This is a genomic window from Aggregatibacter sp. oral taxon 513 (assembly GCF_018128305.1).
Taxonomy (GTDB): Bacteria; Pseudomonadota; Gammaproteobacteria; order Enterobacterales; family Pasteurellaceae; genus Aggregatibacter; species Aggregatibacter segnis_A.
Genome location: NZ_CP072381.1, coordinates 951,242 through 977,294 on the forward strand (window position 1 = coordinate 951,242; position 26,053 = coordinate 977,294).

General features: G+C 39.9%; 18 protein-coding genes. 13 read left to right on the forward strand and 5 right to left on the reverse strand.

What is annotated here, in order from left to right; all coding sequences use genetic code 11:
- The first annotated feature begins 164 nt into the window (after window positions 1-164).
- The 10 genes from J5A60_RS04615 to ftnA (J5A60_RS04660) all read left to right on the forward strand — a co-directional run bounded on the left by J5A60_RS04615 (window position 165) and on the right by ftnA (J5A60_RS04660) (window position 15,447).
- Entirely contained in the window at window positions 165-2,474 is a 2,310-nt protein-coding gene (locus tag J5A60_RS04615; RefSeq protein WP_032997874.1) for an autotransporter outer membrane beta-barrel domain-containing protein, read from the forward strand.
- A gap of 118 nt (window positions 2,475-2,592) precedes the next feature.
- Window positions 2,593-3,471 carry a D-alanyl-D-alanine carboxypeptidase family protein gene (locus J5A60_RS04620; protein WP_006718189.1) on the forward strand — a complete coding sequence of 293 codons (879 nt, stop codon included), beginning with the start codon at window positions 2,593-2,595 and terminating at the stop codon, window positions 3,469-3,471.
- 133 nt (window positions 3,472-3,604) lie between these two features.
- Window positions 3,605-4,927 carry a chromosome partition protein MukF gene (mukF, locus tag J5A60_RS04625; RefSeq protein ID WP_006718191.1) on the forward strand — a complete coding sequence of 441 codons (1,323 nt, stop codon included), beginning with the start codon at window positions 3,605-3,607 and terminating at the stop codon, window positions 4,925-4,927.
- Between the two features lie 93 nt (window positions 4,928-5,020).
- Window positions 5,021-5,761, forward strand: coding sequence for a chromosome partition protein MukE (mukE, locus tag J5A60_RS04630; RefSeq protein ID WP_006718195.1), 741 nt, complete (start codon window positions 5,021-5,023; stop codon window positions 5,759-5,761).
- On the forward strand, window positions 5,761-10,254 hold the full coding sequence (gene mukB / locus J5A60_RS04635; RefSeq protein WP_212509607.1) for a chromosome partition protein MukB: 4,494 nt from the start codon (window positions 5,761-5,763) through the stop codon (window positions 10,252-10,254). The genes mukE and mukB overlap by 1 nt, the downstream gene beginning before the upstream one ends.
- Window positions 10,255-10,324: 70 nt before the next feature.
- On the forward strand, window positions 10,325-11,221 hold the full coding sequence (locus J5A60_RS04640; protein WP_212509608.1) for a restriction endonuclease: 897 nt from the start codon (window positions 10,325-10,327) through the stop codon (window positions 11,219-11,221).
- Window positions 11,222-11,242: 21 nt separating this feature from the next.
- The gene (locus tag J5A60_RS04645; RefSeq protein WP_212509609.1) at window positions 11,243-12,115 is read left to right on the forward strand and encodes a DMT family transporter; all 873 of its coding nucleotides are present in this window, start codon (window positions 11,243-11,245) and stop codon (window positions 12,113-12,115) included.
- Window positions 12,116-12,129: 14 nt separating this feature from the next.
- Window positions 12,130-13,554 (forward strand): exodeoxyribonuclease I, encoded by a 1,425-nt coding sequence (sbcB, locus tag J5A60_RS04650; protein WP_212509610.1) that lies wholly within the window; start codon window positions 12,130-12,132, stop codon window positions 13,552-13,554.
- An 893-nt stretch (window positions 13,555-14,447) separates the two neighbouring features.
- Window positions 14,448-14,933, forward strand: a complete 486-nt coding sequence (ftnA, locus tag J5A60_RS04655; RefSeq protein WP_109858854.1) for a non-heme ferritin — start codon at window positions 14,448-14,450, stop codon at window positions 14,931-14,933.
- Window positions 14,934-14,949: 16 nt separating this feature from the next.
- Window positions 14,950-15,447, forward strand: a complete 498-nt coding sequence (gene ftnA / locus J5A60_RS04660; RefSeq protein WP_003686798.1) for a non-heme ferritin — start codon at window positions 14,950-14,952, stop codon at window positions 15,445-15,447.
- A gap of 58 nt (window positions 15,448-15,505) precedes the next feature.
- On the opposite strand, the gene J5A60_RS04665 is transcribed toward ftnA (J5A60_RS04660), so the two are convergent.
- Complete coding sequence (locus J5A60_RS04665) at window positions 15,506-15,676, reverse strand: hypothetical protein (RefSeq protein WP_212509611.1); 171 nt, start codon at window positions 15,674-15,676, stop codon at window positions 15,506-15,508.
- 107 nt (window positions 15,677-15,783) lie between these two features.
- Between J5A60_RS04665 and J5A60_RS04670 the strand changes: the two genes are divergently transcribed.
- Window positions 15,784-16,557, forward strand: coding sequence for an FNR family transcription factor (locus tag J5A60_RS04670; protein ID WP_212509612.1), 774 nt, complete (start codon window positions 15,784-15,786; stop codon window positions 16,555-16,557).
- Between the two features lie 112 nt (window positions 16,558-16,669).
- A complete protein-coding gene (uspE, locus tag J5A60_RS04675; protein ID WP_212509613.1) occupies window positions 16,670-17,602 on the forward strand; it encodes a universal stress protein UspE in 933 nt (310 codons plus the stop codon).
- Window positions 17,603-17,768: 166 nt separating this feature from the next.
- Here the strand turns inward: uspE and topA are convergent, their stop codons facing one another.
- Window positions 17,769-20,375 carry a type I DNA topoisomerase gene (gene topA / locus J5A60_RS04680; protein WP_212509614.1) on the reverse strand — a complete coding sequence of 869 codons (2,607 nt, stop codon included), beginning with the start codon at window positions 20,373-20,375 and terminating at the stop codon, window positions 17,769-17,771.
- Window positions 20,376-20,473: 98 nt separating this feature from the next.
- On the opposite strand from topA, the gene J5A60_RS04685 reads away from it, so the two are divergent.
- Window positions 20,474-21,370, forward strand: coding sequence for a LysR family transcriptional regulator (locus tag J5A60_RS04685; protein ID WP_212509615.1), 897 nt, complete (start codon window positions 20,474-20,476; stop codon window positions 21,368-21,370).
- Window positions 21,371-21,417: 47 nt separating this feature from the next.
- Here J5A60_RS04685 and J5A60_RS04690 read toward each other — a convergent pair whose 3' ends face one another.
- The 3 genes from J5A60_RS04690 to pepN form a co-directional block, all read right to left on the reverse strand.
- Entirely contained in the window at window positions 21,418-22,254 is an 837-nt protein-coding gene (locus J5A60_RS04690; RefSeq protein WP_212509616.1) for a PHP domain-containing protein, read from the reverse strand.
- An 8-nt stretch (window positions 22,255-22,262) separates the two neighbouring features.
- Window positions 22,263-23,282: a quinone-dependent dihydroorotate dehydrogenase gene (gene pyrD / locus J5A60_RS04695; RefSeq protein WP_212509617.1), complete on the reverse strand. Its 1,020-nt coding sequence runs from the start codon at window positions 23,280-23,282 to the stop codon at window positions 22,263-22,265.
- A 76-nt stretch (window positions 23,283-23,358) separates the two neighbouring features.
- Complete coding sequence (pepN, locus tag J5A60_RS04700; RefSeq protein WP_212509618.1) at window positions 23,359-25,968, reverse strand: aminopeptidase N; 2,610 nt, start codon at window positions 25,966-25,968, stop codon at window positions 23,359-23,361.
- Window positions 25,969-26,053 lie beyond the last annotated feature (85 nt).

Consider the following 26,053-nt stretch of genomic DNA (forward strand, 5'->3'; position numbering starts at 1 on the left):
AATAACGAATATATAAAAACAAAAACCACCTTCTGTTGAAGGTGGTTTTTTTATTAAGAACTTTTATAAATTCCTTACAATACGTGTTGCTGATTTGTTTACCTGATCTAAGAGTGATAAAATCAACAATGATATATACAACAACAAAAGGACGAGAGAAAACTATGAAGTTCAAACTTAATAAATTAACATTACTTTTATTAGCTGCCCCATTAGCAGCAAATGCAAGTGTTACTTGGTCTGGGACTAATGACGGAATTCCGGAAACCCTTGGAAAAGTCAATCCGGATACGGTTAACGGCTTAATTCAAGTTGGTACTGGTACTGGTAATGAAGGCAATCTTAGAATTGATGGAGGCTCTGTTGTAAATATACAAGGTACATTACATATAGCCAACCATCGCCAGTCTAAAGGAACTGTTGTCGTTGACGGGCAAGGCAGTAAACTCGTTGTAAACAGTAATGCCAATAATCCAATGAATATCGGTAACTTTGGTAATGGTAATTTATATGTTTCCAATGGTGGGCAGGTAATCGGTGAATTCGAAGGAACTGAACCGACACCTCACTTTTGGGGATGGCTTCGTGATACCCCGGAAGATGTCACCAATACGGTAATTTCAGTCACAGGTAAAGGTTCATTGCTTCAGTACCCGAAAAATGCCGAAATCCGTGTTGCCGCCAGTGATTGGAGCTCTAAAACCAACACTGTTAATGTATTAGTTGCAGATGAAGGTCAACTTACTGCGGGGACATTAAGAGTAGGAAATGGTACAACCAACATCCAAATTGGTGATAACAACAAAGCAGGTACGTTTGATGTAGAAAAAATTAAACTTGAAGAGAATCCTCAAAAAGTCAAATTTGATTTCGCACAAACAGATAATTTTAACTTTACCCCTGAAATGACTTCAGCTTCGCCTACTACTAAGATTGTAGACTTTGTTCAAAGAGGTAGTGGCACCACTTTATTTGCACCAAGAAACATGAGTGGTGTTAATTCTAATGTAAATATTACTAACGGTACATTAAAAGTTGGTAGAGATAATGCTTTTGGCGACGCTTCCGTTAAAAGTAATGTTGATATCGGTGAGAAAGGGACATTTGAGTTAAATAACTTTAATGCAACAGTAACCAACCTTAATAATAAAGGTACGCTTGATCTTACCTCTGAAAACGCAAATAAAACCCTTACCGTGGAAGGCGACTATCATTCTGATGGCGGTAAATTAATCGTAAAAACGACTTGGAATAATAACAATAGTAGTTCTGATACATTACATATTAAAGGTAAAGCAACAGGTCGCACTATTGTTTCAACTCGCAATGGTTTCATTGAAGGGGATGTACTTCGTCAGGCGCGGGAAAATATTTTTTCTGCAGATATGATTAAGATGGATGATCCTAATAGTGAAGCTATCTTTGAGGGTACAGCAAAAACCAGAAATGCGGATGAAGCGCAGTTAGCCAAGAAAAATGGCACAACTTATGCTTGGACATTAAAAGTACTTGGTCATGATATTTATATCGAACCGGCCACTGCGTATATCCAAATGCCTCGTGTCAATATGGAATTAGGCTATAGCGTGTTGGATACCTTACATCAACGCCGTGGTGAAATCAGACAATCACCAAATTCTGCCGTGTGGGCGCGAGTTTCCGGTAAACGTTTAGAAACCGAGGGTCGTACCCGTTTAGACGTTGACAGCTCACAATATATCGCACAAGTAGGTTACGACTTTAACCGTAGCGAAATGCAAAATGGTCTGCCACAATCTCTAAGTGGTGTATATTTTGCGTATTCTCGTGCAGACAGCCGTTTCTACGACCAATATCGTGCTGAACACGGTGAGCTTATTGCAGATAAATATATCGGTAAAGGTAAAACTACTGCGGCAAATATCGGTGTATATCACTTATACCGTGCACCAAATAATGCCTATGTGGACACAGTGGCGCAATTCTCTTACTTAACGAACAAATACAACTTTGTATCTAATCCGGAAGTAAGACAACATGGTTGGAGCGGTGCGTTATCCGTTGAAGGTGGTCACAGCTTTGCATTGGGTAATTCCAACTGGCGCCTTGAACCACAAACCCAATTGGTTTACCAACGCTTGAAACTTCAATCGTTCTATCACGATGCAGATCGCCGTGTTGAACAAGGTACGGACAACAATTTACGTGGACGTATCGGTGTGCGTTTAAGTCACAGTAAAGACTTCCAACGTAACCCAACCGTGTATTTTGTTGCAAACGTATGGCATGATTTTATGTCCGCAAAATCTGTTTTAATCGGTGATAAAAAATATGGCGAAAATGATGCCCGCACTTGGTTAGAAGGCGGTGCAGGTCTCAATGTACCATTTGGTAATCACGCTATTCATGCCGATCTTCGTTTAGAACATTCTCTAGGCAGTAAAGGTACCCGTTCCGGTGCGAAAGCCGTGTTAGGTTATAGCTACGCTTGGTAATTTAAATAACGAATATATAAAGACAAAAACCACCTTCTGTTGAGGGTGGTTTTTTTATTTAATCTCACCTTGAAAAACTGCTAAAATAGCGCCGTTGCTTACTTCTTTGAATCATCCTATGTTATCAAAAACCTTGCCTTTATTATTTTTACTACCAACGGTTGCCGTTGCACAATCTTATGTTGTGTATGACTTTACCCACAATAAAATATTGGAAAGTAGCTCACCTCATAGCGTGCGTCCCATTGCTTCTGTAACAAAATTAATGACGGCAAATGTGTTTTTGGAACATAACAAAAATGCCCGTTGCACAGCCTCAATTACTGCAGAAGATGCGGACCACATCAAAGGCACAAGCACAAAATTGCCTAGATACACACCCATTTCTTGCAACGAATTATTGAAAGCGATGTTGGTGCATTCTGATAATTATGCTGCACATGCTTTGTCCCGTTCAGCCGGTATGAGCCGTCAACAATTCATAAAAAAAATGAATGATAAGGCGAGAGCGCTTGGTATGACCTCAACTCATTTTAGCGACAGTTCAGGTTTATCTAACAGTAATGTGTCCAGCGTGATGGATTTGGTGAAGCTAGCTAAATATTCTTTAAATAACGCGGAAATTAAACGTCTTTCTAATATCTCTTCCACCTATATCCAAACAGGAAAGCGCAATATTTTTGTGAAGAACACCAATAAACTCGTGCGTGACGAAATGTTTAGTGCGGCTATCAATAAAACCGGCTATATCCGCGAATCAGGATACAATTTGGTGTTCGTCAATAAAGTGCCTTGCAATCGAGCCACCATCGGCGTGATAAGCCTCAATAATATCTCCTCTGCGTATCGTTCCAGCTTTACCAAAAGCAAATTGGAAAAATACGGTTGTACCGCGTTAAATAGCAAAGTATTGAGAGATTTCGTAGAGGATATGCAATATGAAGAAGGCTATGATGAAGAGGGTATGAATGAATTAATCAAAAAAGTTGCAGGTTAATCTAAAGATAAGTTTTATCCGAAAAACCATTGTTTTTTTGACCGCACTTTCCATTTTCAAGCTGTTAGAAAAGGCAAATTCCTGTATAATTCCCACAATTTTTTGTTGAAATTAACCTGTTGTGAGATCCCTCATGCTTGACACATCACAAACCATTCCCGAACTGGTCTCCTGGGCGAAAGAACGTGAGTTTTCCTTAAATTTGCCGACAGAGCGTTTGGCATTTTTACTGGCGATTGCCGTTTATAATAATGAACGTTTTGACGGCGAAATGTTAGAAGCTGATTTAGTCGATATTTTCCGCCACATTTCCACCGCCTTTGAACAATCTCAAGAAACAATTGCCGTTCGTGCTAATAATGCAATTAATGAACTGGTTAAACAACGTTTTCTTAACCGTTTTAGCAGTGAATTTACCGAAGGTTTAGCGATTTATCGCTTAACGCCGTTGGGGGTTGGTGTATCCGATTATTACATTCGTCAACGTGAATTTTCTGCCTTACGTCTTTCCGTTCAACTTTCCATTGTTGCTGATGAAATCCAACGTGCTTCTGATGCCGCTGAAGAAGACGGCGATGAGCATTATTGGCGTCGTAGTGTTTTTGCACCATTAAAATATTCCGTTGCAGAAATTTTTGACAGCATTGACTTGTCACAACGCGTGATGGATGAAAATCAACAAAGCATTAAAGAAGATATCGCCGCCCTGTTAACCAAAGATTGGCAAGCAGCAATTTCCAGCTGTGAACAATTATTAGATGAAACCTCCGGCAATTTACGGGAACTCCAAGACACCTTAAATGCTGCCGGTGACAAATTACAGGCGCAATTATTACGCATTCAAGATTGTGTGATCGGTCGCCAAGAATTGTATTTTATCGAACAATTAATCATTGATTTGCAAGCTAAGCTAGACCGCATTATCAGTTGGGGACAACAAGCTATCGATTTGTGGATCGGCTACGACCGCCACGTGCATAAATTTATCCGTACCGCCATTGATATGGATAAAAATCGCGTCTTTTCCCAACGTTTACGCAATTCTATTCATCATTATTTCGACAACCCTTGGTTCTTGTGGACAGCGCAAGCAGAGCGTTTAGTTGATTTGCGCGATGAGGAATTAGCACTACGCGAAGAAGATGCCTTGGGCGAATTGCCGGAAGAATTACAATTTGAATCTTTAGCCGATATTCGCGAAAAAATCGTCGAACACATGCAAGGCTTATTAATTGATTACCGCGAACAAAATCGTCCGATTAATTTAAGTTTAGTGTTGAAGCAACAATTAGAAAATTATCCATTGATACAACATTTTGATGTAGCGCGAATTATCGTGGATCAGGCTGTGCGTTTAGGTATTGCAGGCGATGACTTGGCAGGTATCTATCCGCATTGGACAGAAATTAACGATTACGGCGCAGAAGTTCAGGCGCATATCATTGATAAATATTAAAAGTGCGGTCGAAAATCCACGCGTTTTTTGAGTCGTATTTCGCTATCGCACGAATAAGACAATAACAGAGCAATTCAGTTAGAGAAAAAAATAATGACAGACAACCTTCAAGATGTAATTTCACCGAAATTGGCAGCTGCCATTGCCAACCCGTTATTTCCTGCTGTGGACAGCCAGTTGCGTTCCGGTAAACATATCGGCACAGAACATTTAGATAACCACGCTTTTTTACTTGATTTTCAAACGGAACTGGATCTGTTCTATCGTCGCTATAACGTCGAACTGATTCGTGCGCCGGAAGGTTTTTTCTATTTACGCCCGAAAGCGACAACACTCATTGCCCGTTCTGTGTTAACTGAATTGGAAATGTTAGTGGGTAAGGTGTTGTGTTATTTGTATTTAAGCCCGGAGCGACTAGCTCAACAAGGTATTTTTAGTACTCAGGAAGTGTATGACGAATTGCTGAATTTAGCGGATGAAGGCAAGTTACTGAAAGCGGTGAATCAACGTTCCAGTGGTTCCGATTTGGATAAACAAAAATTAGCAGAAAAAGTGCGTGCGGCAATCGGTCGTTTGCGCCGTTTAGGCATGATTTATACCGTAGGTGAACCGAATAGTGGCAAGTTTACCATTTCTGAATCGGTATTCCGTTTCGGCGCAGAAGTGCGTGCCGGTGATGATCCGATTGAAGCACAATTACGCTTAATTCGCGATGGTGAAGCGGCAACGCCACAATCTTTACAAGCTGAAAAAGCAGCATTACAACGCGATACAGAAAGCACTGAAAACGATACTGACGTTGAAGACGAATTCGTAGAAGAGGAACAAGAATAATGACTGAAGAATTATCTCTGGAAAATGAAGTAATGGATATTGCATCCTCTGATGTAGCGCCGGTCATCTTTAATCAAAACAGTGGGGTAGAACGCGGTAAGTTCCGTTCTTTAACGCTCATCAACTGGAACGGTTTCTTTGCCCGTACCTTTGATTTAGACGAATTGGTGACCACACTTTCAGGTGGTAACGGTGCCGGTAAATCTACGACCATGGCCGGATTTGTGACAGCGTTGATTCCGGACTTAACCTTATTGCACTTCCGTAACACCACGGAAGCCGGTGCCACAAGCGGTTCGCGTGATAAAGGTTTGCACGGTAAATTGCGTCCGGGCGTGTGTTACGCGGCGTTGGATACCATCAACTCCCGTCATCAACGGATTATTGCGGGTGTACGTCTGCAGCAAGTGGCAGGCCGTGATAAAAAAGTGGATTTAAAAACCTTTTCTATTCAAGGCGTAGAATTGTCTGTCAATCCGACCGCACTTTTCACCGAAACCATTAACGAACGTCAAGCGCGCGTACTGACCTTAAATGAACTAAAAGACAAAGTTGAGCAGGGCGGCGCGCAATTTAAACAATATCATTCCATCACAGATTACCATGGCATGATGTTTGATTTGGGGATTATTCCAAAACGCTTACGTTCTTCTTCCGACCGCAGCAAATTCTATAAACTTATCGAAGCCTCTTTATACGGCGGTATTTCCAGTGCCATTACCCGTTCCTTGCGTGATTACTTATTGCCGGAAAATCTTGGTGTGAAAAAAGCCTTCCAAGACATGGAAAGCGCTTTGCGTGAAAACCGCATGACGTTGGAAGCGATTAAAGTCACCCAAGCGGATCGCGATTTATTTAAACATTTAATCACCGAATCGACTAATTATGTGGCGGCGGATTATATGCGAAATGCCAACGAGCGTCGTGGCAACATTGAAACCGCATTAAATTTCCGTCAGGAGTGGTATAAAGCCAAGTCTGAACAGAATTTATCACAACATCGTTTAGTTGAATTAAGCCGTGAAGCCGCTGAGTTAGCCGAAAGTGAAAGAATCCTGGAAGTGGATCACCAAAGTGCGCTTGATCACCTGAATTTGGTGTTAAATGCGTTACGTCATCAGGAAAAAATCTCTCGTTATCAAGAAGATGTCAGTGAACTGACCGAACGCTTGGAAGAGCAGAAAATGGTGGTTGAAACTGCTAACGAGCAACTGGAAGAAAGTCAGGCGCAATTTGAACAAACAGAACAAGAAGTTGACAACTTGCGTTCCCAATTAGCAGATTATCAGCAAGCGCTTGATGCACAACAAACCCGTGCATTGCAATATCAGCAAGCCATTCAAGCCTTAGAAAAAGCCAAGACGTTGTGTGGATTAGCCGATTTATCGGTAAAAAACGTGGAGGCATATCACGAAGAATTTGAAGCGCAAGCGGAAGTGTTGACAGATAACGTGCTTGAACTAGAGCAAAAAATGTCTATTTCCGAGGCGGCGAAAACGCAATTTGATAAAGCCTATCAGTTGGTTTGTAAAATTGCTGGAGAAGTGCCTCGTTCTGCCGCATGGGAAAGTGCAAAAGAATTATTACGCGAATATCCGACACAAAAACTCCAAGCACAACAAACGCCGCAATTGCATGCTAAGTTACATGAGTTAGAGCAGCGCTTAAATCAACAACAAAGTGCGGTGAGATTATTAAATGATTTTAATCAACGTGCGAATCAAAGCTTAGAAACGGCGGATGAATTAGAAGCGTTTTATGGCGATCAAGAAGTCTTAATTGAGGATTTATCTGCCGAACTTTCTGATTTAGTTGAGCAACGTTCAACGCTACGTCAAAAACGTGAAAACTTAACCGCACTTTATGATGAAAACGCACGTAAAGCGCCGGCTTGGTTAACCGCTCAAGCGGCATTGGAACGCTTGCAGGAGCAGAGTGGAGAAGAATTCGCAGACAGTCAGGATGTGATGAATTTCATGCAATCACAGCTGACCAAAGAGCGCGAATTGACCATGGAGCGCGACCAGCTAGAACTTCAACGTCAGCAATTAGACGAGCAAATTAGCCGTTTAAGTCAGCCGGATGGTTCGGAAGATGCCCGTTTGAATGTGCTGGCAGAACGTTTCGGTGGCGTGTTGCTGTCTGAATTATACGATGATGTGCCGATCGAAGACGCGCCTTATTTCTCCGCCTTATACGGCCCGGCACGCCACGCTATTGTGGTGCGTGATTTGAATGCGGTGAAAGAGCAACTCGCTAATTTGGAAGATTGCCCGGAAGATTTGTATTTAATCGAGGGCGATCCGGCAGCATTTGACGACAGCGTACTTTCCGCGCAAGAGTTAGAGCTTGGTGTAGTTGTTCAGGTGTCCGATCGTGAATTGCGTTATTCCAAATTCCCTGAAATTCCGTTATTCGGCCGTGCGGCTCGTGAAAAACATTTAGAAGAATTACAGGCTAAACGTGAAGAAGTGGCGGAGCAGTACGCACAACGTGCTTTTGATGTGCAAAAATGCCAGCGTTTACATGAGCATTTTAGCCAGTTTGTTGGTCTGCATTTAGCCTTGGCATTCCAAGCCAATCCAGAACAAGTGATGGCGAAGACCAATCAACAACGCAATGAAATTGAGCGCGAGCTTAATCAATTGGTGATCGGCGAGCAACAAATTCGTCTTCGTTTAGATGATGCGAAAGAAAGAATGCAGTTGTTGAATAAATTAATTCCGCAATTGCCATTATTGGCTGATGATAGCTTAACTGATCGCATTGAAGAATGTCGTGAGCAATTAGATTTTGCAGAGCAGGATGAATTATTTATCCGTCAACACGGTGTCACGTTGTCACAATTAGAACCGATTGCTAACACATTGCAAAGCGACCCGGAAAATTACGAGCACTTAAAAGCCGATTATGAACAAGCCATTCAGCTACAAAAACAAGTGCAACAAAAAGTCTTTGCCTTGGCGGATGTGGTGCAACGCAAAGCACATTTCAATTATGCGGAAAGCGTACAAACGGAAACCTCTGAATTAAACGAACAGTTACGCGCGCGTTTAGAACAAATGCAGCAACAACGTGAAATTCAGCGCGAACAATTACGTCAAGTTCAAGCGCAATATGCGCAGTACAATCAAGTGTTGATTCAATTGCAAAGTTCTTTCAACAGTAAAAATCAAATGTTGCAGGAATTGATGCAAGAAATTGGTGAATTGGGTGTGCGTGCTGATGAAGGTGCGGAAGAACGTGCCAAAATTCGTCGTGACGAGTTATATCAACAACTTTCTACTAATCGCCAACGCCGTTCTTACATTGAAAAACAACTAACCCTTATCGAAAGCGAAGCGGAAAATCTGATTCGTCGTATTCGTAAAGCAGAACGTGATTATAAAACCCAGCGTGAGTTGGTGACGGCAGCCAAAATGAGTTGGTGTGTGGTGCTTCGTTTATCCCGTAATTCCGATGTAGAAAAACGTTTAAATCGTCGTGAATTAGCCTATTTATCCGCAGATGAATTACGTTCCATGTCGGATAAAGCGCTAGGTGCGTTGCGTACAGCGGTTGCTGACAATGAATATCTGCGTGATGCCTTACGTTTGTCGGAAGATAGCCGTAAACCGGAAAATAAAGTGCGGTTCTTTATCGCCGTATATCAACATCTGCGCGAACGTATTCGTCAGGATATTCTGAAAACCGATGACCCGATTGATGCAATTGAACAAATGGAAATCGAGCTTTCCCGCTTAACGGAAGAATTGACCGGTCGTGAACAAAAATTGGCGATCAGTTCTGAAAGTGTGGCGAATATCATGCGTAAAACCATTCAACGTGAACAAAATCGCATTCGTATGCTGAACCAAGGCCTACAAAATATCGCCTTTGGTCAGGTGAAATCGGTACGTTTAGTGGTGAATATTCGTGATACGCATGCCATGTTGTTGGATGCGTTATCTGGCAATCAGTCAGATTATCAAGATCTGTTCAGCGACAACCGGATGACTTTCTCCGAGGCCATTGCGAAGCTATATCAACGCCTCAACCCGCATATTGATGTAGGACAACGTACTGCGCAAACCATCGGTGAAGAATTATTGGATTACCGTAATTACCTCGACTTAGAAGTGGAAGTTTACCGTGGCGCAGATGGTTGGTTGCGCGCAGAAAGCGGCGCATTATCCACAGGGGAAGCTATTGGTACCGGTATGTCCATCCTCTTAATGGTGGTACAAAGCTGGGAAGAAGAAAGCCGTCGCATTCGTGGCAAAGACATCGTGCCGTGCCGCTTATTGTTCTTGGACGAAGCGGCTCGTCTTGATGCGAAATCCATTTCTACTTTGTTTGAGCTATGCGAACGCCTAGATATGCAGCTACTGATTGCTGCACCGGAAAACATCAGCCCGGAAAAAGGCACCACCTATAAACTGGTGCGTAAAATCTCCGGTAATCACGAACACGTTCATGTGGTCGGATTACGCGGATTCGGCGCAACAGAGTAGTTTAATAAATAAAAAAGTGCGGTTAAAAAATGAAGTATTTTTTGACCGCACTTTTTGTTAAGGAACAAATATGCAAACATATAAAGAAATGATGTTTCCTATTTTAAGATTATTTTCTGATCGGAAAGAATACTCTCGTAGTGATGTATATCAATTCATAGTAAAGTACTTTTCTTTAACTGAACAACAAATAAGTGAACGAATAAAATCAGGACAAGCACTTTATAAAAATAGGGCAGATTGGGCAATTACCTATTTATCTACACTAAATAATATACCTGAAAGAGAGAAACTTTTATTGAGAATATCCCGTGGCATTTATCAAATAACAGAATTGGGTTTTTCAATTGCTAAGGATGAGAAACTATTTGAGAATTGGTATCAGGAAGTACATGGTAAAGAAAGTAAGTCTAAGCCAAAGGATAAAAAGGAAGCTAAATTTACATCTCAAGAAAAAACACCTAATGAAAGAATTGATGATATCTACCTTGAACTAACAGCAGCATTAAAAAGTAATTTATTAGACGAAATCACAAATAAAGATCCTAGATTTTTTGAAAATTTAGTTTTGCAATTGCTAAACAAAATGGGATATGGAACTAGCAATTATACATCTTTAACAGCTAAAGGGGCTGATGAAGGAATCGATGGAATTATTAGTGAAGATGAGCTCGGTTTAAGTAAAATTTATATTCAAGCAAAACGCTGGAAAGATAATGTTTCACGACCTGAAATACAAAAATTTGTAGGTGCAATCTCTGATAAGCCTACACAAAAAGCAGTTTTTATTACAACATCTGATTTCTCGAAAGAAGCTATTAATTATGCAAAGAACATACAGAATTTGGTTATTATACTAATCAATGGTGATCAATTGTGTAATCTAATGGTTAAACATAAAGTTGGCGTTTATGTGAAACAAACTATTGAGCTTTGTGAAATTGATCGTGATTTTTTTGAAGAATAATTTAATAAGGAAAATTTAGCTATGCACAACCTCATTATCGCCGTTCTCTGTAGTGTTGCGGTGTCTGTATTATTAAAAGTCGCCCGCAAGCGTAATATCGTTATTCAGCAAGCTATCGCCTTTAACTATATTGTGGCGTTGTCACTTAGTTGGTTTTTATTGAAACCGGATTTCAAAGGTCTTGAATTCAGTGAGTTTATTGTCCAAAGCGAAAATACACCGATTTTCTTGGCATTAGGTATTTTGTTACCAAGCGTGTTTATCATTATGTCCAAAGCTGTGGAATTTGCCGGTATTGTACGTTCTGATGCGGCACAACGCTTATCCTTATTTTTACCCATTCTCGCTGCGTTTTTAATTTTCCACGAAATCCTAAGTCAATCAAAAGTCGTTGGTATTGTGTTGGCATTTATCGGGTTGTTTTGCCTTTTAAGCAAACCAAATGAGCAAAGTGTGGTCGATTTTCGAGGTGTTTTGGGCTTAGTCGGTGTGTGGTTTGGTTATGGCATCATCGATATTTTGTTTAAACAAGTAGCGAAAAGCGGGGGAGCATTCCCTACGACGCTATTCATTGCGTTTTCCTTGGCTGCCTGCATTATGTTTATTTACTTGTTATTCAAACGAACGCAATGGAATGTCGCAAATTTTATTGGCGGCATTATTTTAGGGGGGCTGAATTTCTTCAATATTCTGTTCTACATAAAAGCCCATCAGAGTTTTGGAGCAAATCCGACATTGGTTTTTGCCGGTATGAACATTGGGGTGATTTGTTTAGGTACGATTACCGGCGCATTAATTTTTAAAGAAAAAATCAGTAAAGTTAACTGGTTAGGCATTGTATTCAGCTTGTGTGCAATTTTCTGTTTGTATTATCTCGATAAAATCTTGGCTTAAATTTGAGAAAAATGATGGCAAAAAACGATTTCAGCTTTTTCATTTACGACTATGAAAGTTTTGGTGTCAATCCGGCAACCGATCGCCCGGCGCAGTTTGGGGGTATTCGTACAGATGCCGATTTTAACATTATAGGCGAGCCCGTTGTGTTGTATTGCAAGCAAACCAACGATTATTTGCCTGCTCCGGAGGCTGTGTTAGTGACAGGCATTACACCACAGGAGTGTAATGAAAAAGGCCTGCCGGAACCGGATTTTGCCGCTCGAATTTTACAGGAATTCAGCCAACCACATACCTGCGTTATGGGATTCAATAATATCCGTTATGACGATGAAATGACGCGATATACCTTTTATCGCAATTTTATAGATCCTTATGAATACAGCTGGAAAAATGGTAATTCCCGCTGGGATTTGTTGGATTTAGTGCGTGCATGCTATGCCTTGCGTCCCGATGGCATTGAGTGGCCTTTAGATGATGAAGGCATGCCGAGTTTTCGTTTGGAAAAACTGACGGAGGCGAATGGAATAGAACATACCAATGCTCATGACGCCATGTCCGATGTATATGCCACTATTGAAATGGCAAAATTAATTAAGCAAAAACAGCCGAAGTTATTTCAATATTTCTTTGAAAATCGTGGAAAAAAAGAGATTGAAAAACTCATTAATACCGCAGAAATGACGCCGTTAGTACATGTGTCGGGAATGTTAGGAAATTACCGTGGAAATACGACATTAATTGCACCTTTAGCTTGGCACCCAACGAATAAAAATGCGGTAATAGTATGCGATTTAACCGCCAATATTGATGATTTGCTGGCAAAATCGGCAGAGGAGTTGCGTGAAAATCTTTATACGAAGAAAGAAATGTTGTTAGAGGCCGGAATGCTTCCTGTTCCGTTAAAGCTCATTCATATCAATAAATGTCCTATTGTAGCGCCGGAAAAAACCTTATTGCCTCAAAATGCTGAACGTTTAGGGATTGATCGAGCATTATGCGAGAAAAATCAACAGCGTTTGTTGGCATCTAAGGATATTCGACAAAAAGTCATAGATATTTTTCAGCAAGATCGCAAGTTTGAAACATCTGATAATGTTGAAACTGAACTTTATAATGGCTTTTTTAGTGATGCAGATAAAAACAATATGGCTATTTTACGCACTTTGGAACCCGAAAAGCTCGCTGAACATAATCTGAGTTTTCAAGACCCAAGAATCCCTCAATTGTTGTTTCATTATCGCGCCAGACATTTTTATCGCACATTGAACAGAGCTGAACAAATTAAATGGCAAAAATATCGCCGGAAAAAATTAGAGGCTGAAGTTTTGCGATTTGAGCAAAGCCTTCAAGAGTTAGCTGCACAAAATGAGAACAATGAAGAAAAGCTGACTTTATTACAAAAAGTTTATGAATATGGCAATAAGATAATTGATTAGAAAGTGCGGTCAAATTTTTTAAAGTTTTTTCAATAGAAGAAAAGAGACAACGTCACTAAATATTAAATAATGAAAACACGCTGGATAAAAATTCAGCGTGTTTTTTTATTTTTATGTATTTTGAAAATTTGGCAAAAATAACCCCTGAGAACAACTCTAGATTTCACGTAGCGCAATCTATCCCTAAATTTCATCCCTTTCATAAAAATTACTTTCCAATAAAGTAAGGCGTAAAAACGAAGGAATACAGGAAACAATAGCAAATATACTATGATTTTCCGCCTCTTACTTTTGTTGAATAAATATTTACATTTCAAACTTAAAGTCTATAACTTCATTTTTATATTTGTTACATATCATGAAAAATCACTTTTCATCTAGTTTTACTAGTAAGAGTGACTTGTGTATAAGTCTGTGATCTTATTAATTCGTAGTTTTTGCTCACCCTATAACTAATTTCGTATAATGCATATTATGTTAAATATTAAATAGTATTTGTCACATTTAGATATTAAGGATAACCTACCTACTTTGAAGCTATATCGCTTTGATGCGTAATTCTATAAAAAACATTAAATTTTCATGTTTTCTATTTATCCAGTGTTTTGGATTTAATAAGTAATAGCAAAAAACTTTGGAAATCTGCGATTCTCTTTCCAACACCTCATCATTTCTCTAGAGAATTTGAGCAAAGGCGATATTGATAACTCATTTCATTAAATCTAGCCAAATGAGAATGATTTTACTTATAAAATCCTTTTAAATTAATGGGTTACACTAAAAATCAATAAAATAAAATTGACTATTCTCAATAATGTGAGTAAAATTCATCCGCAAATACAAATTTTGTATTGTGATACATCTATTAACCATATTAAGGAAAGGAGTTAGTTATGCTAAGTAAGTCAATTACAGCAAAATTAAACGAACAAATTAATCTTGAGTTCTATTCATCAAATGTCTATTTGCAAATGAGTGCATGGTGCCATAAACATGGTTATGAAGGCGCTGCAGCATTTTTACTTCGTCATGCCGATGAAGAATTGGAACATATGCAAAAGTTGTTTACTTATGTGAGCGAAACCAGTGGGATGCCTTTGTTAGGTAAAATTGACGCTCCTAAACACGATTACGCTTCATTAAAAGAAGTTTTTGAAACAACACTTGAACACGAAAAACTAGTGACATCTAAAATTAATGAGTTAGTTGAGAGTACTTTTGCAGAAAAGGATTACTCTACTTTTAACTTCTTACAATGGTATGTGGCTGAACAGCATGAAGAAGAAAAATTATTTAACAGTATTGTTGATAAATTCAAACTTCTTGGTGAAAGTGGCACAGCGCTCTACTACATTGATCGTGAATTAAAAACTTTATAAGAATAGGAGAAATAAAATGTTATCAAATAGCGTGATTAAACTATTAAATGATCAAATGAATTTAGAGTTTTATTCTTCTAACTTATATTTACAAATGAGCGCCTGGTGCGAACAACAAGGTTTCGAGGGAGCTGCAAAATTTTTATCAGAGCATGCGGCTGAAGAAATGCAGCATATGCGTAAACTCTTCACTTATTTAAATGAGACCGGCGCTTTGGCTATCATCACACAAATTGATGAACCACCTCATCAATTTTCCTCATTGAAACAAGTACTTGAATTAACTTATGAACATGAAAAGTTAATTACCTCTAAAATCAATGAATTAGTTGGTAGAACTTTTGAAGAGAAAGACTACTCTGCCTTTAACTTCTTACAATGGTATGTGGCTGAACAACATGAAGAAGAAAAATTATTCAGTGGAATTTTGGATAAATTAAATCTTCTTGGTGAAGATGGTAAAGGTTTATTCTTAGTTGATAAAGATTTAGGCGCATTAACAACAAACAACTAATCAAGTCTGATGAAAAAGGCTAAGTCATTATCGATTTAGCCTTTTTTTATATCAAAATCTAGCTACTTTTGTCTAAAAGTGCGGTGCTTTTTTCAGGTGTTTTTGAAGGATATTGAGATTGTTGGTTGGTTTCATAATGAAATGTACGATAAAAAAACGCAATAAGTAGAATAACTAGCGCCAGTAAAATTTGAATTAAGCGCTTTTTAGTTAGTTTTTCAGCAGCCATACTTCCTCACCAATGTTTGTACTTTTTAAATTAATAATTTAGTGGTATTATTGAGATAGATCAATTTTACACGATTCTTTTCCATTTTTCTGGAATTTGGGGAATAAATGAAAATTTTACCGACTGAAACAAAATTAGGACGTCGAGTTCAATCTGGTGGATGCGCAATCCATTGTCAAAATTGTAGCATTAGTCAGCTATGTATTCCTTTTACTTTAAATGAACATGAATTAGATCAATTAGATAATATCATTGAACGTAAAAAACCTATCCAGAAATCTCAAGTGCTTTTCAAAGCAGGGGATGAACTTACATCACTCTATGCTATTCGCTCTGGTACGATTAAATCTTACACAATTAGTGAAACCGGTGAAGAACAAATTACTTCTTTTCATTTACCGGGAGATTTAGTCGGTTTTGATGCGATTATGAATATGCAACATCCAAGTTTTGCTCAAGCCCTGGAAACCGCTATGGTGTGCGAAATTCCGTTTGATATTTTGGATGATTTATCCGGCAAAATGCCGAAATTACGCCAACAAATTATGCGTTTAATGAGTAATGAAATTAAAAGTGATCAAGAAATGATTTTATTACTCTCAAAAATGAATGCTGAAGAACGCCTTGCCGCTTTTATTTATAATTTATCGCAACGCTATTCTGCACGCGGCTTTTCCGCTCGAGAATTCCGTTTAACGATGACACGTGGTGATATCGGTAATTATCTCGGTCTCACCGTTGAAACAATCAGTCGTTTACTTGGCCGTTTCCAAAAACTAGGTGTTTTGTCTGTACAAGGAAAATACATTACGATTAACAATATGGCAGAGTTAATCGATCTATCCGGCACTAATAAAACTAAAATCAAAATGGTTATCTAACCTTTCCCTTTTCGGCGCATAAAATTGCGCCGGATGCCTTTTTAAGTCTCTCTCCTTGTCATTTATTCAAGAATGTTCTACCCTATTTATAACCAATAAATGGAGGTTGTACATGAAATTCAATAACATACTGGTGATTTTAAATCCTGAAAATGACAAACAATATGCCCTTGCTAGAGCTGTTCGTTTAGCTCAAGAGCAAAAAAGCCAATCCCCAGTAAAAATAACCCTTTTCCTCGCAATTTACGATTTATCTTATGAAATGTCTGCGTTACTTTCCTCGGAAGAACGTACAGAAATGCATAAAAATGTCATTGAACAACGTAAATTAGCCATTCAACCCTACATTGAAAAATATGCTTCTGATGGAATTGAATTTGCTACAACCGTTGTTTGGAACAGCAATGAGGCAGAAGCCATTGCCACTGAAGTAGAAAATCAAGGATATGATTTGGTGGTGAAATACACTAAAGCGGAAGAAAGCCTGACATCATTAATCGTGACGCCGGTTGACTGGCAATTACTGCGTAAATGTCCGGTACCTATTTTAGTAGTGAAAGATGGCGATTGGAAACACCAACGCCGGGTTTTAGTCGCTGTCAACGTATCTGATGATGAAAATGAAGCGCATAGCTCGTTTAATGATGAATTAGTCTCATTAAGTATGGATTTAGCGGCATCTTTAGATCGTGGCAATATCCATCTTGTTACCGCTTATCCGCCAACGCCAATCAATATGGCTATAGATTTACCGGAGTTCAGCTCTGGTGAATACAATAGCGGTTTACGTGGACAATATTTAATTAATATGAAGGCATTGCGCCAAAAATACGGTATTAATGACGATCATACCCATGTAGTTGAAGGCTTCCCGGAAGATGTGATTCCGCAAATTGCTAAAAAAATCGAAGCTGAACTCGTAATTTTAGGAACCATTGGTAGAACGGGGCTTTCTGCCGCATTTTTAGGAAATACAGCGGAACATGTCATTAGCAAACTAGACTGCAATTTATTGGCCATCAAGCCATCAAAGAAAGAAAATTAATTTAATTGCTTTCAGTTTAATGATTTTTTCTTATTGCAGAAAAATTATGGGTATTCTGATAAAACAAAAACCACCTCTATAGGTGGTTTTTTAATAAGAAAAGTGCGGTCTAAAATTTAACTGTTTTTTAGTCCGCACTTTTAACTTTCAATAAAGAAGAAGGAAATTACTTCTTCCGCTCTATCCATTTTCCATCGACAAAATCCACAATCCATTTCGTGGCTTTGCCATTCTTTTCAGAGGTAACATATTGACGTTTTTCCTTACGGCTAAAACGAATAATTGCCTCATTCCCCTCCGGATCGACTTGTGGTGCATCGGCTAAGTAGCGCAATTTCTCCGGTAAACGCTCACGATACAACGCCAATTCTACCACTTTCGGGGCGCGAGTTTCACGAGATTTCGGGAAATTATGGGCTGACATAAACACGCCGCTGGCACCATCGCGTAATACAAAGTAAGCATCCGATTTTTCGCATTTTAATTCGGGGAAAGGAATCGGGTCTTCTTTTGGTGGTGCAACTTCACCATTTTTTAAAATTTTACGGGTGTTATCACATTGCGTACAGCCCATGTATTTACCGAAACGTCCTAATTTGAGGTGCATATCGCCACCGCACTTATCACATTCGACAACCGGACCGTCATAGCCTTTAATCTTAAATTTACCCTCTTCGATTAAATAACCCTCGCAATTTGGATTATTACCGCAAATGTGCAATTTGCGATGTGGATCGATAATGTAACTATCCATCGCCGTACCACATTTCGGACAACGCTTACGTTCCATTAGCGCTTTCGTTTCCGATGCATCATCCAACACATTTAATAATTCCGCTTCCGGAATCAAATTAATAGTAGTTTTGCAACGTTCTTTCGGTGGCAAAGAATAACCGGTACAACCTAAGAAAACTCCTGTGCTAGCCGTTCTGATGGCCATATTGCGTCCGCAAGTCGGACAAACAATATCGGTTTCGACCAAATTATTCGGACGCATTCCGCCTTCTAATTCGTCTAATTCCGCTTTGGTCAGTTGAGTCGAGAAATCTTTGAAGAATTGGTTTAATTCGGTTTTCCAGTTTTTCTCGCCGGACGCTATTTGGTCCAACACATCTTCCATATTGGCAGTAAAATCATAGCTCATTAAATCAGCAAAAGATTGATTTAAGCGATCGGTCACAATTTCGCCCATTTTTTCTGCATAAAAACGACGGTTTTCTGTACGCACATAACCGCGTTCCTGAATCGTAGAAATAATGGCGGCATAGGTGGAAGGTCGGCCAATACCACGTTTTTCCAATTCTTTCACTAATGCGGCTTCTGAAAAACGTGCCGGTGGTTTAGTGAAATATTGTTGTGGCTGCACTGCAGACAAATTGAGCTTACCGTTAACAGAAACATCCGGTAGCGCTTGATCTTCAGCAGATTTACTTTGTTGCGGCAATACTTTTGTCCAACCGTCAAAACGTAAAATACGTCCTTTGGCCGTTAACGTATAATCCCCTGCTGTCACTGTTAACGTGGTACTGTCATATTGTGCAGCCGGCATTTGACAGGCTACAAACTGACGCCAAATTAAATCGTATAAACGCACGGCATCTTTTTCCATGCCGACTAAATCATTTAATCCAACATGAATATCGGAAGGTCGAATAGCCTCATGGGCTTCTTGCGCATTGTCTTTACTGGAGTAAAAATTCGGTTTTTCCGGTAAATAAGCGTGTCCGTAATGTTTTTCAATATAACCGCGCACCATATTTAAGGCATCTTGGCTTAAATTAGTGGAGTCCGTACGCATATAAGTGATGTAACCCGCTTCATATAAACGTTGCGCTAACATCATGGTTTTCTTTACACCAAAGCCCAAACGGGTACTTGCCGTTTGTTGTAGCGTAGACGTAATGAACGGTGCTCTTGGTCGAGAACTGGTCGGCTTGGTTTCTAAATCAGAAATGACATAATCGGATTTACTTAAAAAATCCACCGCACTTTGTACCTGTTCCGCATTTTTCGGCTCAAATTTTTTGCCTTTAAATTGCGTGACATCTAACTGAATTTCATCACCTTTCGGTGTGTTAGTAAGAACGGAAACTTCCCAATATTCTTGCGGCACAAACGCCTTAATCTCACGCTCACGTTCTACAATCAATTTCACGGCGACCGATTGCACACGGCCGGCAGATAACCCTCGCGCCACTTTTTTCCACAGCAACGGCGACACCATAAAACCGACAACACGATCTAGGAAACGGCGAGTTTGCTGCGCATTCACGCGATCCATGTTCAAATTTTCAGGATGTTCAAAGGCTTGTTTAATGGCATTTTTCGTAATTTCGTTGAAGACGACACGGCTATAGCGTTCATCCTCACCGCCAATCACCTCACGCAAATGCCACGCGATGGCCTCTCCTTCTCTATCCAAGTCGGTAGCGAGATAAATATGATCGGCTTTTTTGGCAAGGGATTTTAGTTCAGCAACGACTTTTTCTTTACCGGGTAAAATCTGATAGTTGGCTTTCCAACTGTGATATGGGTCGATCCCCATGCGTTTGACTAAAGCATCTTGTTCTTTTTGTTGTTTTATCGCTTGCTTTTCTTCCGCACTAAGACCTTTGGTGGAAATAGGTTTGGCTTTCTCTCCGGTCGCGGAACCCACCGTCGGCAAATCACGAATATGGCCCACGCTAGATTTCACTACATAATTGTTTCCTAAATATTTATTAATGGTTTTCGCCTTCGCCGGCGACTCCACAATAACCAAGGATTTTGTCATTATTATTACCTAATTTCGATTAACTTGTATAAAATTGCCCGCTATATTGCTAACTATCTTCAAGTAGGTCAACTACTTTTTTCCAAAAGGCATAAGAAATGGATAAACTCAACGCAATTTCAATTTTTTGCAAAGTGATTGAAACTCAAAGTTTTACCAAAGCGGCCGCATTGCAAAATATCTCCGTTGCCATGGCAAGCAAATTGGTTTCTCAATTAGAAGAACAGTTAAAAACACGTTTGTTACAACGAACTACCCGTAAGATTGTGCCAACGGAAGCCGGCAGCCTCTATTATCAGCGTTGCCAGCCGATTTTATTGGAATTGGAGGAAGCCGAATCCAGTATCAGCAATCTTTCTACGTCTCTGCAAGGCAATTTAACGGTTTCCGTGCCGCGTGATTTCGGTTTACGATTTATTACGCCGAATTTAGCGAGTTTTGTTAAAGCCCATCCGAATTTACACGTGGACATTGAGTTTAACGATCGCATGATTGATTTGGTCAGCGAAGGATTTGATTTAGCTTTGCGTATTGGTTATCTGCAAGACAGTTCCTTGGTGGCAAAGAAAATTGCGACCTCCTCAATGCACTTCGTCGCTTCACCGGAATATTTAACCATTCATGGTACACCACAAACACCGGAAGAATTAGAACATCACGACTGTCTTTTATACAAAGCCACAGGAAATCAAATTTATTGGGAATTTAACAAACACAATAAAATTCAGCGTATTAAAATGCGTTCTAAACTGGTGTGTAATAATGGCTTAACCCTTGCTTCATTGTGCGTTGACGGTGTTGGCATTATTAACACTCCACGTTTCTTTATTGAGGAAGAATTGGCTTCGGGAAAATTGGTTGAGATTTTAGCGGACTACCGACAACAAGAGTTGGATTTACACATTGTTTATCCACACCGCCGTCATTTGTCAGCCAAAGTCAAAGCCTTCATTGATTTTATTACTCGGCTGGATTTATGTAAGACAAAACCGTAAAAGTGCGGTCCTTTTTAAGTACATTTTCGTTTTACATGACCTTGCAATTAAGCAAGGTCATTTTTTATGTCTAAAACAAAAGGAATGTGCTCCGGCAACGGTGCGAGTCTGCCTAACTCCACCCACGCACAAGGAAAATGGAAATCAGACCCCATAGAGCCGGCAAGTTGATGTTCTTCCGCAAGTTTTACTAACAACTGATATTGATCGCGGCGTTGCCCACAGCCTGAAATTTCAATGGCATCGCCGCCCCATGCTTTAAAACTTTCCGTCAGTTTTTGTACCCACTTCATAGTCATCGTATAACGCAACGGGTGGGCAAACACGGCAACCCCACCGGCTTGATGAATGATGTCGATGGTTGTTGGAATATCAACCCACTGCGGTTTGACATACGCCGACTTCCCCTGCCCCAAATAACGTTTAAAGGCTTGACCATCATTAGAAACTTTACCGATTTGTACTAAATGACGGGCATAATGGGCTCGGGTCACTTCTCCGTCGCCGGCTAATTTTTTTGCCTCTGAATAGGCATGTTCCACACCGATTCTTTCTAATTTCGCCCCGATTTCTTGCGCTCGAATCTCGCGTAATTTCGCTTGCTCTGCTAAAAGTGCGGTCATTTTTTCATGTGAAATATCAAACCCTAACCCTACAATATGAATGGAGCGATTTTCCCACAACGTGGAAATTTCCACGCCATTAATGAGCCTCATGCCTAAAGCGTCTGCCTGCTGTCTCGCCTCTGCAACCCCGGCAACGGTGTCATGATCTGTCAATGCCAATACATTCACGCCTTTTTCATGAGCACGCAAAACCACCTCAGATGGTGTCAAGATACCGTCCGAGGCAGTACTATGGCAATGTAGGTCATATTTGATCATGCTTTTCCTTATTTAATTGCTTGAACTAATTCTTTCACCAATTTGGGGCCATGGTAAATCAAGCCTGAATACACTTGTAAAAGCTCGGCGCCAGCTTGGATTTTTTCTTGCGCATTTTGCACACCATCAATGCCGCCGCTGCCAATAATGGGGAGCTGTCCTTTGAGTTCTTGGTGTAATCGTTTAATGATTTCCGTGCTTTTCTGTTGTAATGGTTTTCCGCTTAATCCGCCCTGCTGCTCAGCATTTTTTAAATGTGTGACGTTGTCGCGAGAAATCGTCGTATTGGTGGCAATGACACCGTCCATTTTATGACGCAACAACGTATCGGCAATTTGAATTAACTCACTTTCCGCTAAATCCGGTGCAATTTTCACTGCAATCGGCACATATTTGCCATATTGTGTCACTAATTCTTGTTGACGGAATTTAATGCTTCTCAACAAATCATCAAAATAATCACCATATTGCAGCTGGCGCAAATCCGGCGTATTAGGCGAAGAAATATTCACGGTAATATAACCGGCGTAGTTATAGGCTTTATTCAAACAAATCAGATAATCATCTTTCCCTTGTTCTAAAGGCGTCAGTTTATTTTTACCGATATTAATCCCTAACACACCGTCATAGTGGGATTTTTTGACATTTTCAATTAGCTGATCGATACCATAATTATTGAAACCGTTTCGATTAATAATACCTTCGGCTTCTACCAAACGAAACTGGCGTGGTTTGGCATTCCCCTCTTGCGCCAATGGCGTCACTGTGCCCACTTCAATGAAACCAAAGCCCATGGCACCAAAGCCATCAATCGCTTCAGCGTTTTTATCTGCACCTGCCGCCAAACCGATAGGATTTTTAAATTCAATCCCCATGACCATTTTGGGTGTGCCTTGAGGGCAATTTAGAAGTTGTTTTAATAAAAAATGAACCGGCGAATGTGCCGCTAAGCCAAGGGCTTTTATCACCAAATTATGCGCATCTTCAGGATCAAGGGCAAAAATCCCTTTACGAATGAAAGAATACATACTCGTTTATCTCTCCGGATAGTTAACTGTGAAAGGAATAGAAAAAGTGCGGTCAAATTTAACCGCACTTTTATGTTTACTGTAACGCTTTTTCGATTTTCTCAAATAAATCGCGAGATAAATCCTCTGTCTCACTAATGCGTTCTAGCGCACGTTTCATCAAGGTTTGGCGCTGCGCATCATAACGTGCAAAACGAATTAACGGCTCAATTAACCGAGAAGCCACCTGTGGGTTGCTTTTGTTTAGCTTAATCAAAATATCCGTTAAGAAACGATAGCCTGAACCGTCAATAGCATGGAAAGCCTTTAAGTTTTGTCCCGCAAAGGCACCGATTAGAGAACGCACGCGATTCGGGTTATTAAAATTAAAGCTTGGGTGATCCATTAACTGCATCACATTTTGCAGCACATTGTCTTCCGGACGAGTAGCTTGTAAGGCAAACCATTTGTCCATAACTAAACCATCATGTTGCCATTTTAGCTCAAAATCAGCCAATAAACCGTCCCGGCAGGCCAATTTCGCTTGCGTCGCAGAAGTTAAAGCGGCAAGCGTGTCGGTCATGTTATTGGAATAGGTGTAATGCTTATTCACCAAATTATTTCCGATATTACTATATGCCAAATAACTTAAGCACACATTGCGCAGTTTGCGCAATGCAATGTCTTGACGATTGATTTGGTAATCATCTAAACGAATTTGATTATAAGTTTTTAACAGTAATTCTTTTAAATTGTCGGCGATGGTATGTGCCATAAATTCCCGTGCAGCACTGATTGCATCAGGATCAATGGTTTTAAATAATTCGGCAAATTCTGTCGCTTTCGGTAATGTCAGAATTAAACTGGTTAACTCAATGTCTTTTTGATAATTATCTAAAACTTGATAAAGCACCGCTGCAATTTCTGCTGATAATTCTAGCGGTTGTCCTTGCTGATAGTTAGTTACGTTACGTCGTAACTCAGCACCAAGTAACATCTGTGCGGCATCCCAACGAATAAACCCGTTTTCAGCAAATTTTAATAAAGTAATCAGTTGTGAAGTGGAATAATCGTAATCTAATTTCACCGGTGCAGAGAAATCACATAACAATGCTGGAACCGGCTTGGTGTAAATATTATGAAATTCAAAGGTTTGATCTTTTTGTGTAATGTTTAACACATTATCCACAACACCATCGGCATCATAAAGCGTTTGTGCTGCCCCTTTTTCATCATATAACGCAATTTTCAACGGAATGTGTAAATTCACTTTTTCCATTTGATCTGCCGTTGGTGGCGTTAATTGAGAAACCTGCAATTGATAAACGTGATTTTTTTCATCGTAACAATCACTGATGGTTAACTCCGGTGTACCGGATTGACTATACCAACGGCGGAACTGGGTTAAATCCAAATCATTGGCACGTTCCATGGCTGACACAAAATCTTCACAAGTTGCGGCTTTGCCATCATTTTCCGCAATATATAACTTCATGCCCTTTTGAAAGCCTTCTTCGCCCAATAAGGTATGCAACATGCGAATCACTTCCGCCCCTTTTTCGTACACTGTGACCGTATAGAAGTTATTCATTTCAATTACTTTTTCCGGACGAATCGGATGTGCCATCGGGCCTGCGTCTTCAGCAAATTGTACGGTACGCAAAAACTTCACGTTATTAATGCGATTTACCGGGCGGGAGCCTGTGTCAGAGGAAAACTCCTGATCACGGAAAACCGTTAAACCTTCTTTTAAACTTAGTTGAAACCAATCACGGCAAGTGACTCGATTCCCTGTCCAGTTGTGGAAGTATTCATGCGCAATCACACTTTCAATGGCTAAATAGTCGTCATCGGTTGCCGTTTGAGGATTGGCCAAGACATATTTGTCATTAAAAATATTCAGCCCTTTATTTTCCATGGCGCCCATGTTGAAGAAGTCCACCGCGACAATCATGTAAATATCGAGGTCATATTCTAAATCAAAACGTTCTTCATCCCATTTCATGGCACGTTTTAAACTTTGCATTGCCCAATCGGCGCGATCTAAATTGCCACGATTAACATACAATTCTAAAGCGACTTCACGACCACTTTTGGTGATGAATTTATCTTTCAGTACATCAAAATCGCCTGCCACTAAAGCAAATAAATAGCTTGGTTTTGGGAAGGGATCATGCCATTCAACCCAATGACGTCCATCCTCTAAATCGCCGCTGTTAATGCGATTGCCGTTAGAAAGTAAAAAAGGATATTTCGTTTTATCTGCCGTAATTTTCGTGGTGTAACGCGCTAAGATATCCGGACGGTCTAACATGTAAGTAATTTGACGAAAGCCCTCTGCTTCACATTGTGTACAAAATGCTTCACCGGATTGGTATAACCCTTGTAATGAGGTGTTGGCAGCAGGACTTAAAACAGTGGTAATTTCCAGCTCAAATTGGTCCGCCTCTACTCGCGCTAAATCCAACGTTAAACTTTCACTGTCCTGCTGATATTGGGAGAACGGTTTGCCATTTAATTTAATGGAAGAAAATTGAAAATCATGCCCGTCTAAACGCAATGTCGTACTTTCTTTGTTAAGACGTTGATATTGACTTGTTGCTACAACAAATGTTTTTTCAGGCTCCAATTGGAAATCAAGATAAATGTCGGTAACAGTGAAATCGGGGGTTTGATAATCTTTTCTATATTTGGCTTTAGCGAGCATAAAACAACCTAATTCTAAGGGCTAAAAAGTGCCGTTAAGGATATGATTTTTAGCCTTAAGTTGCAAATGGATTTTCTTTGGCAAA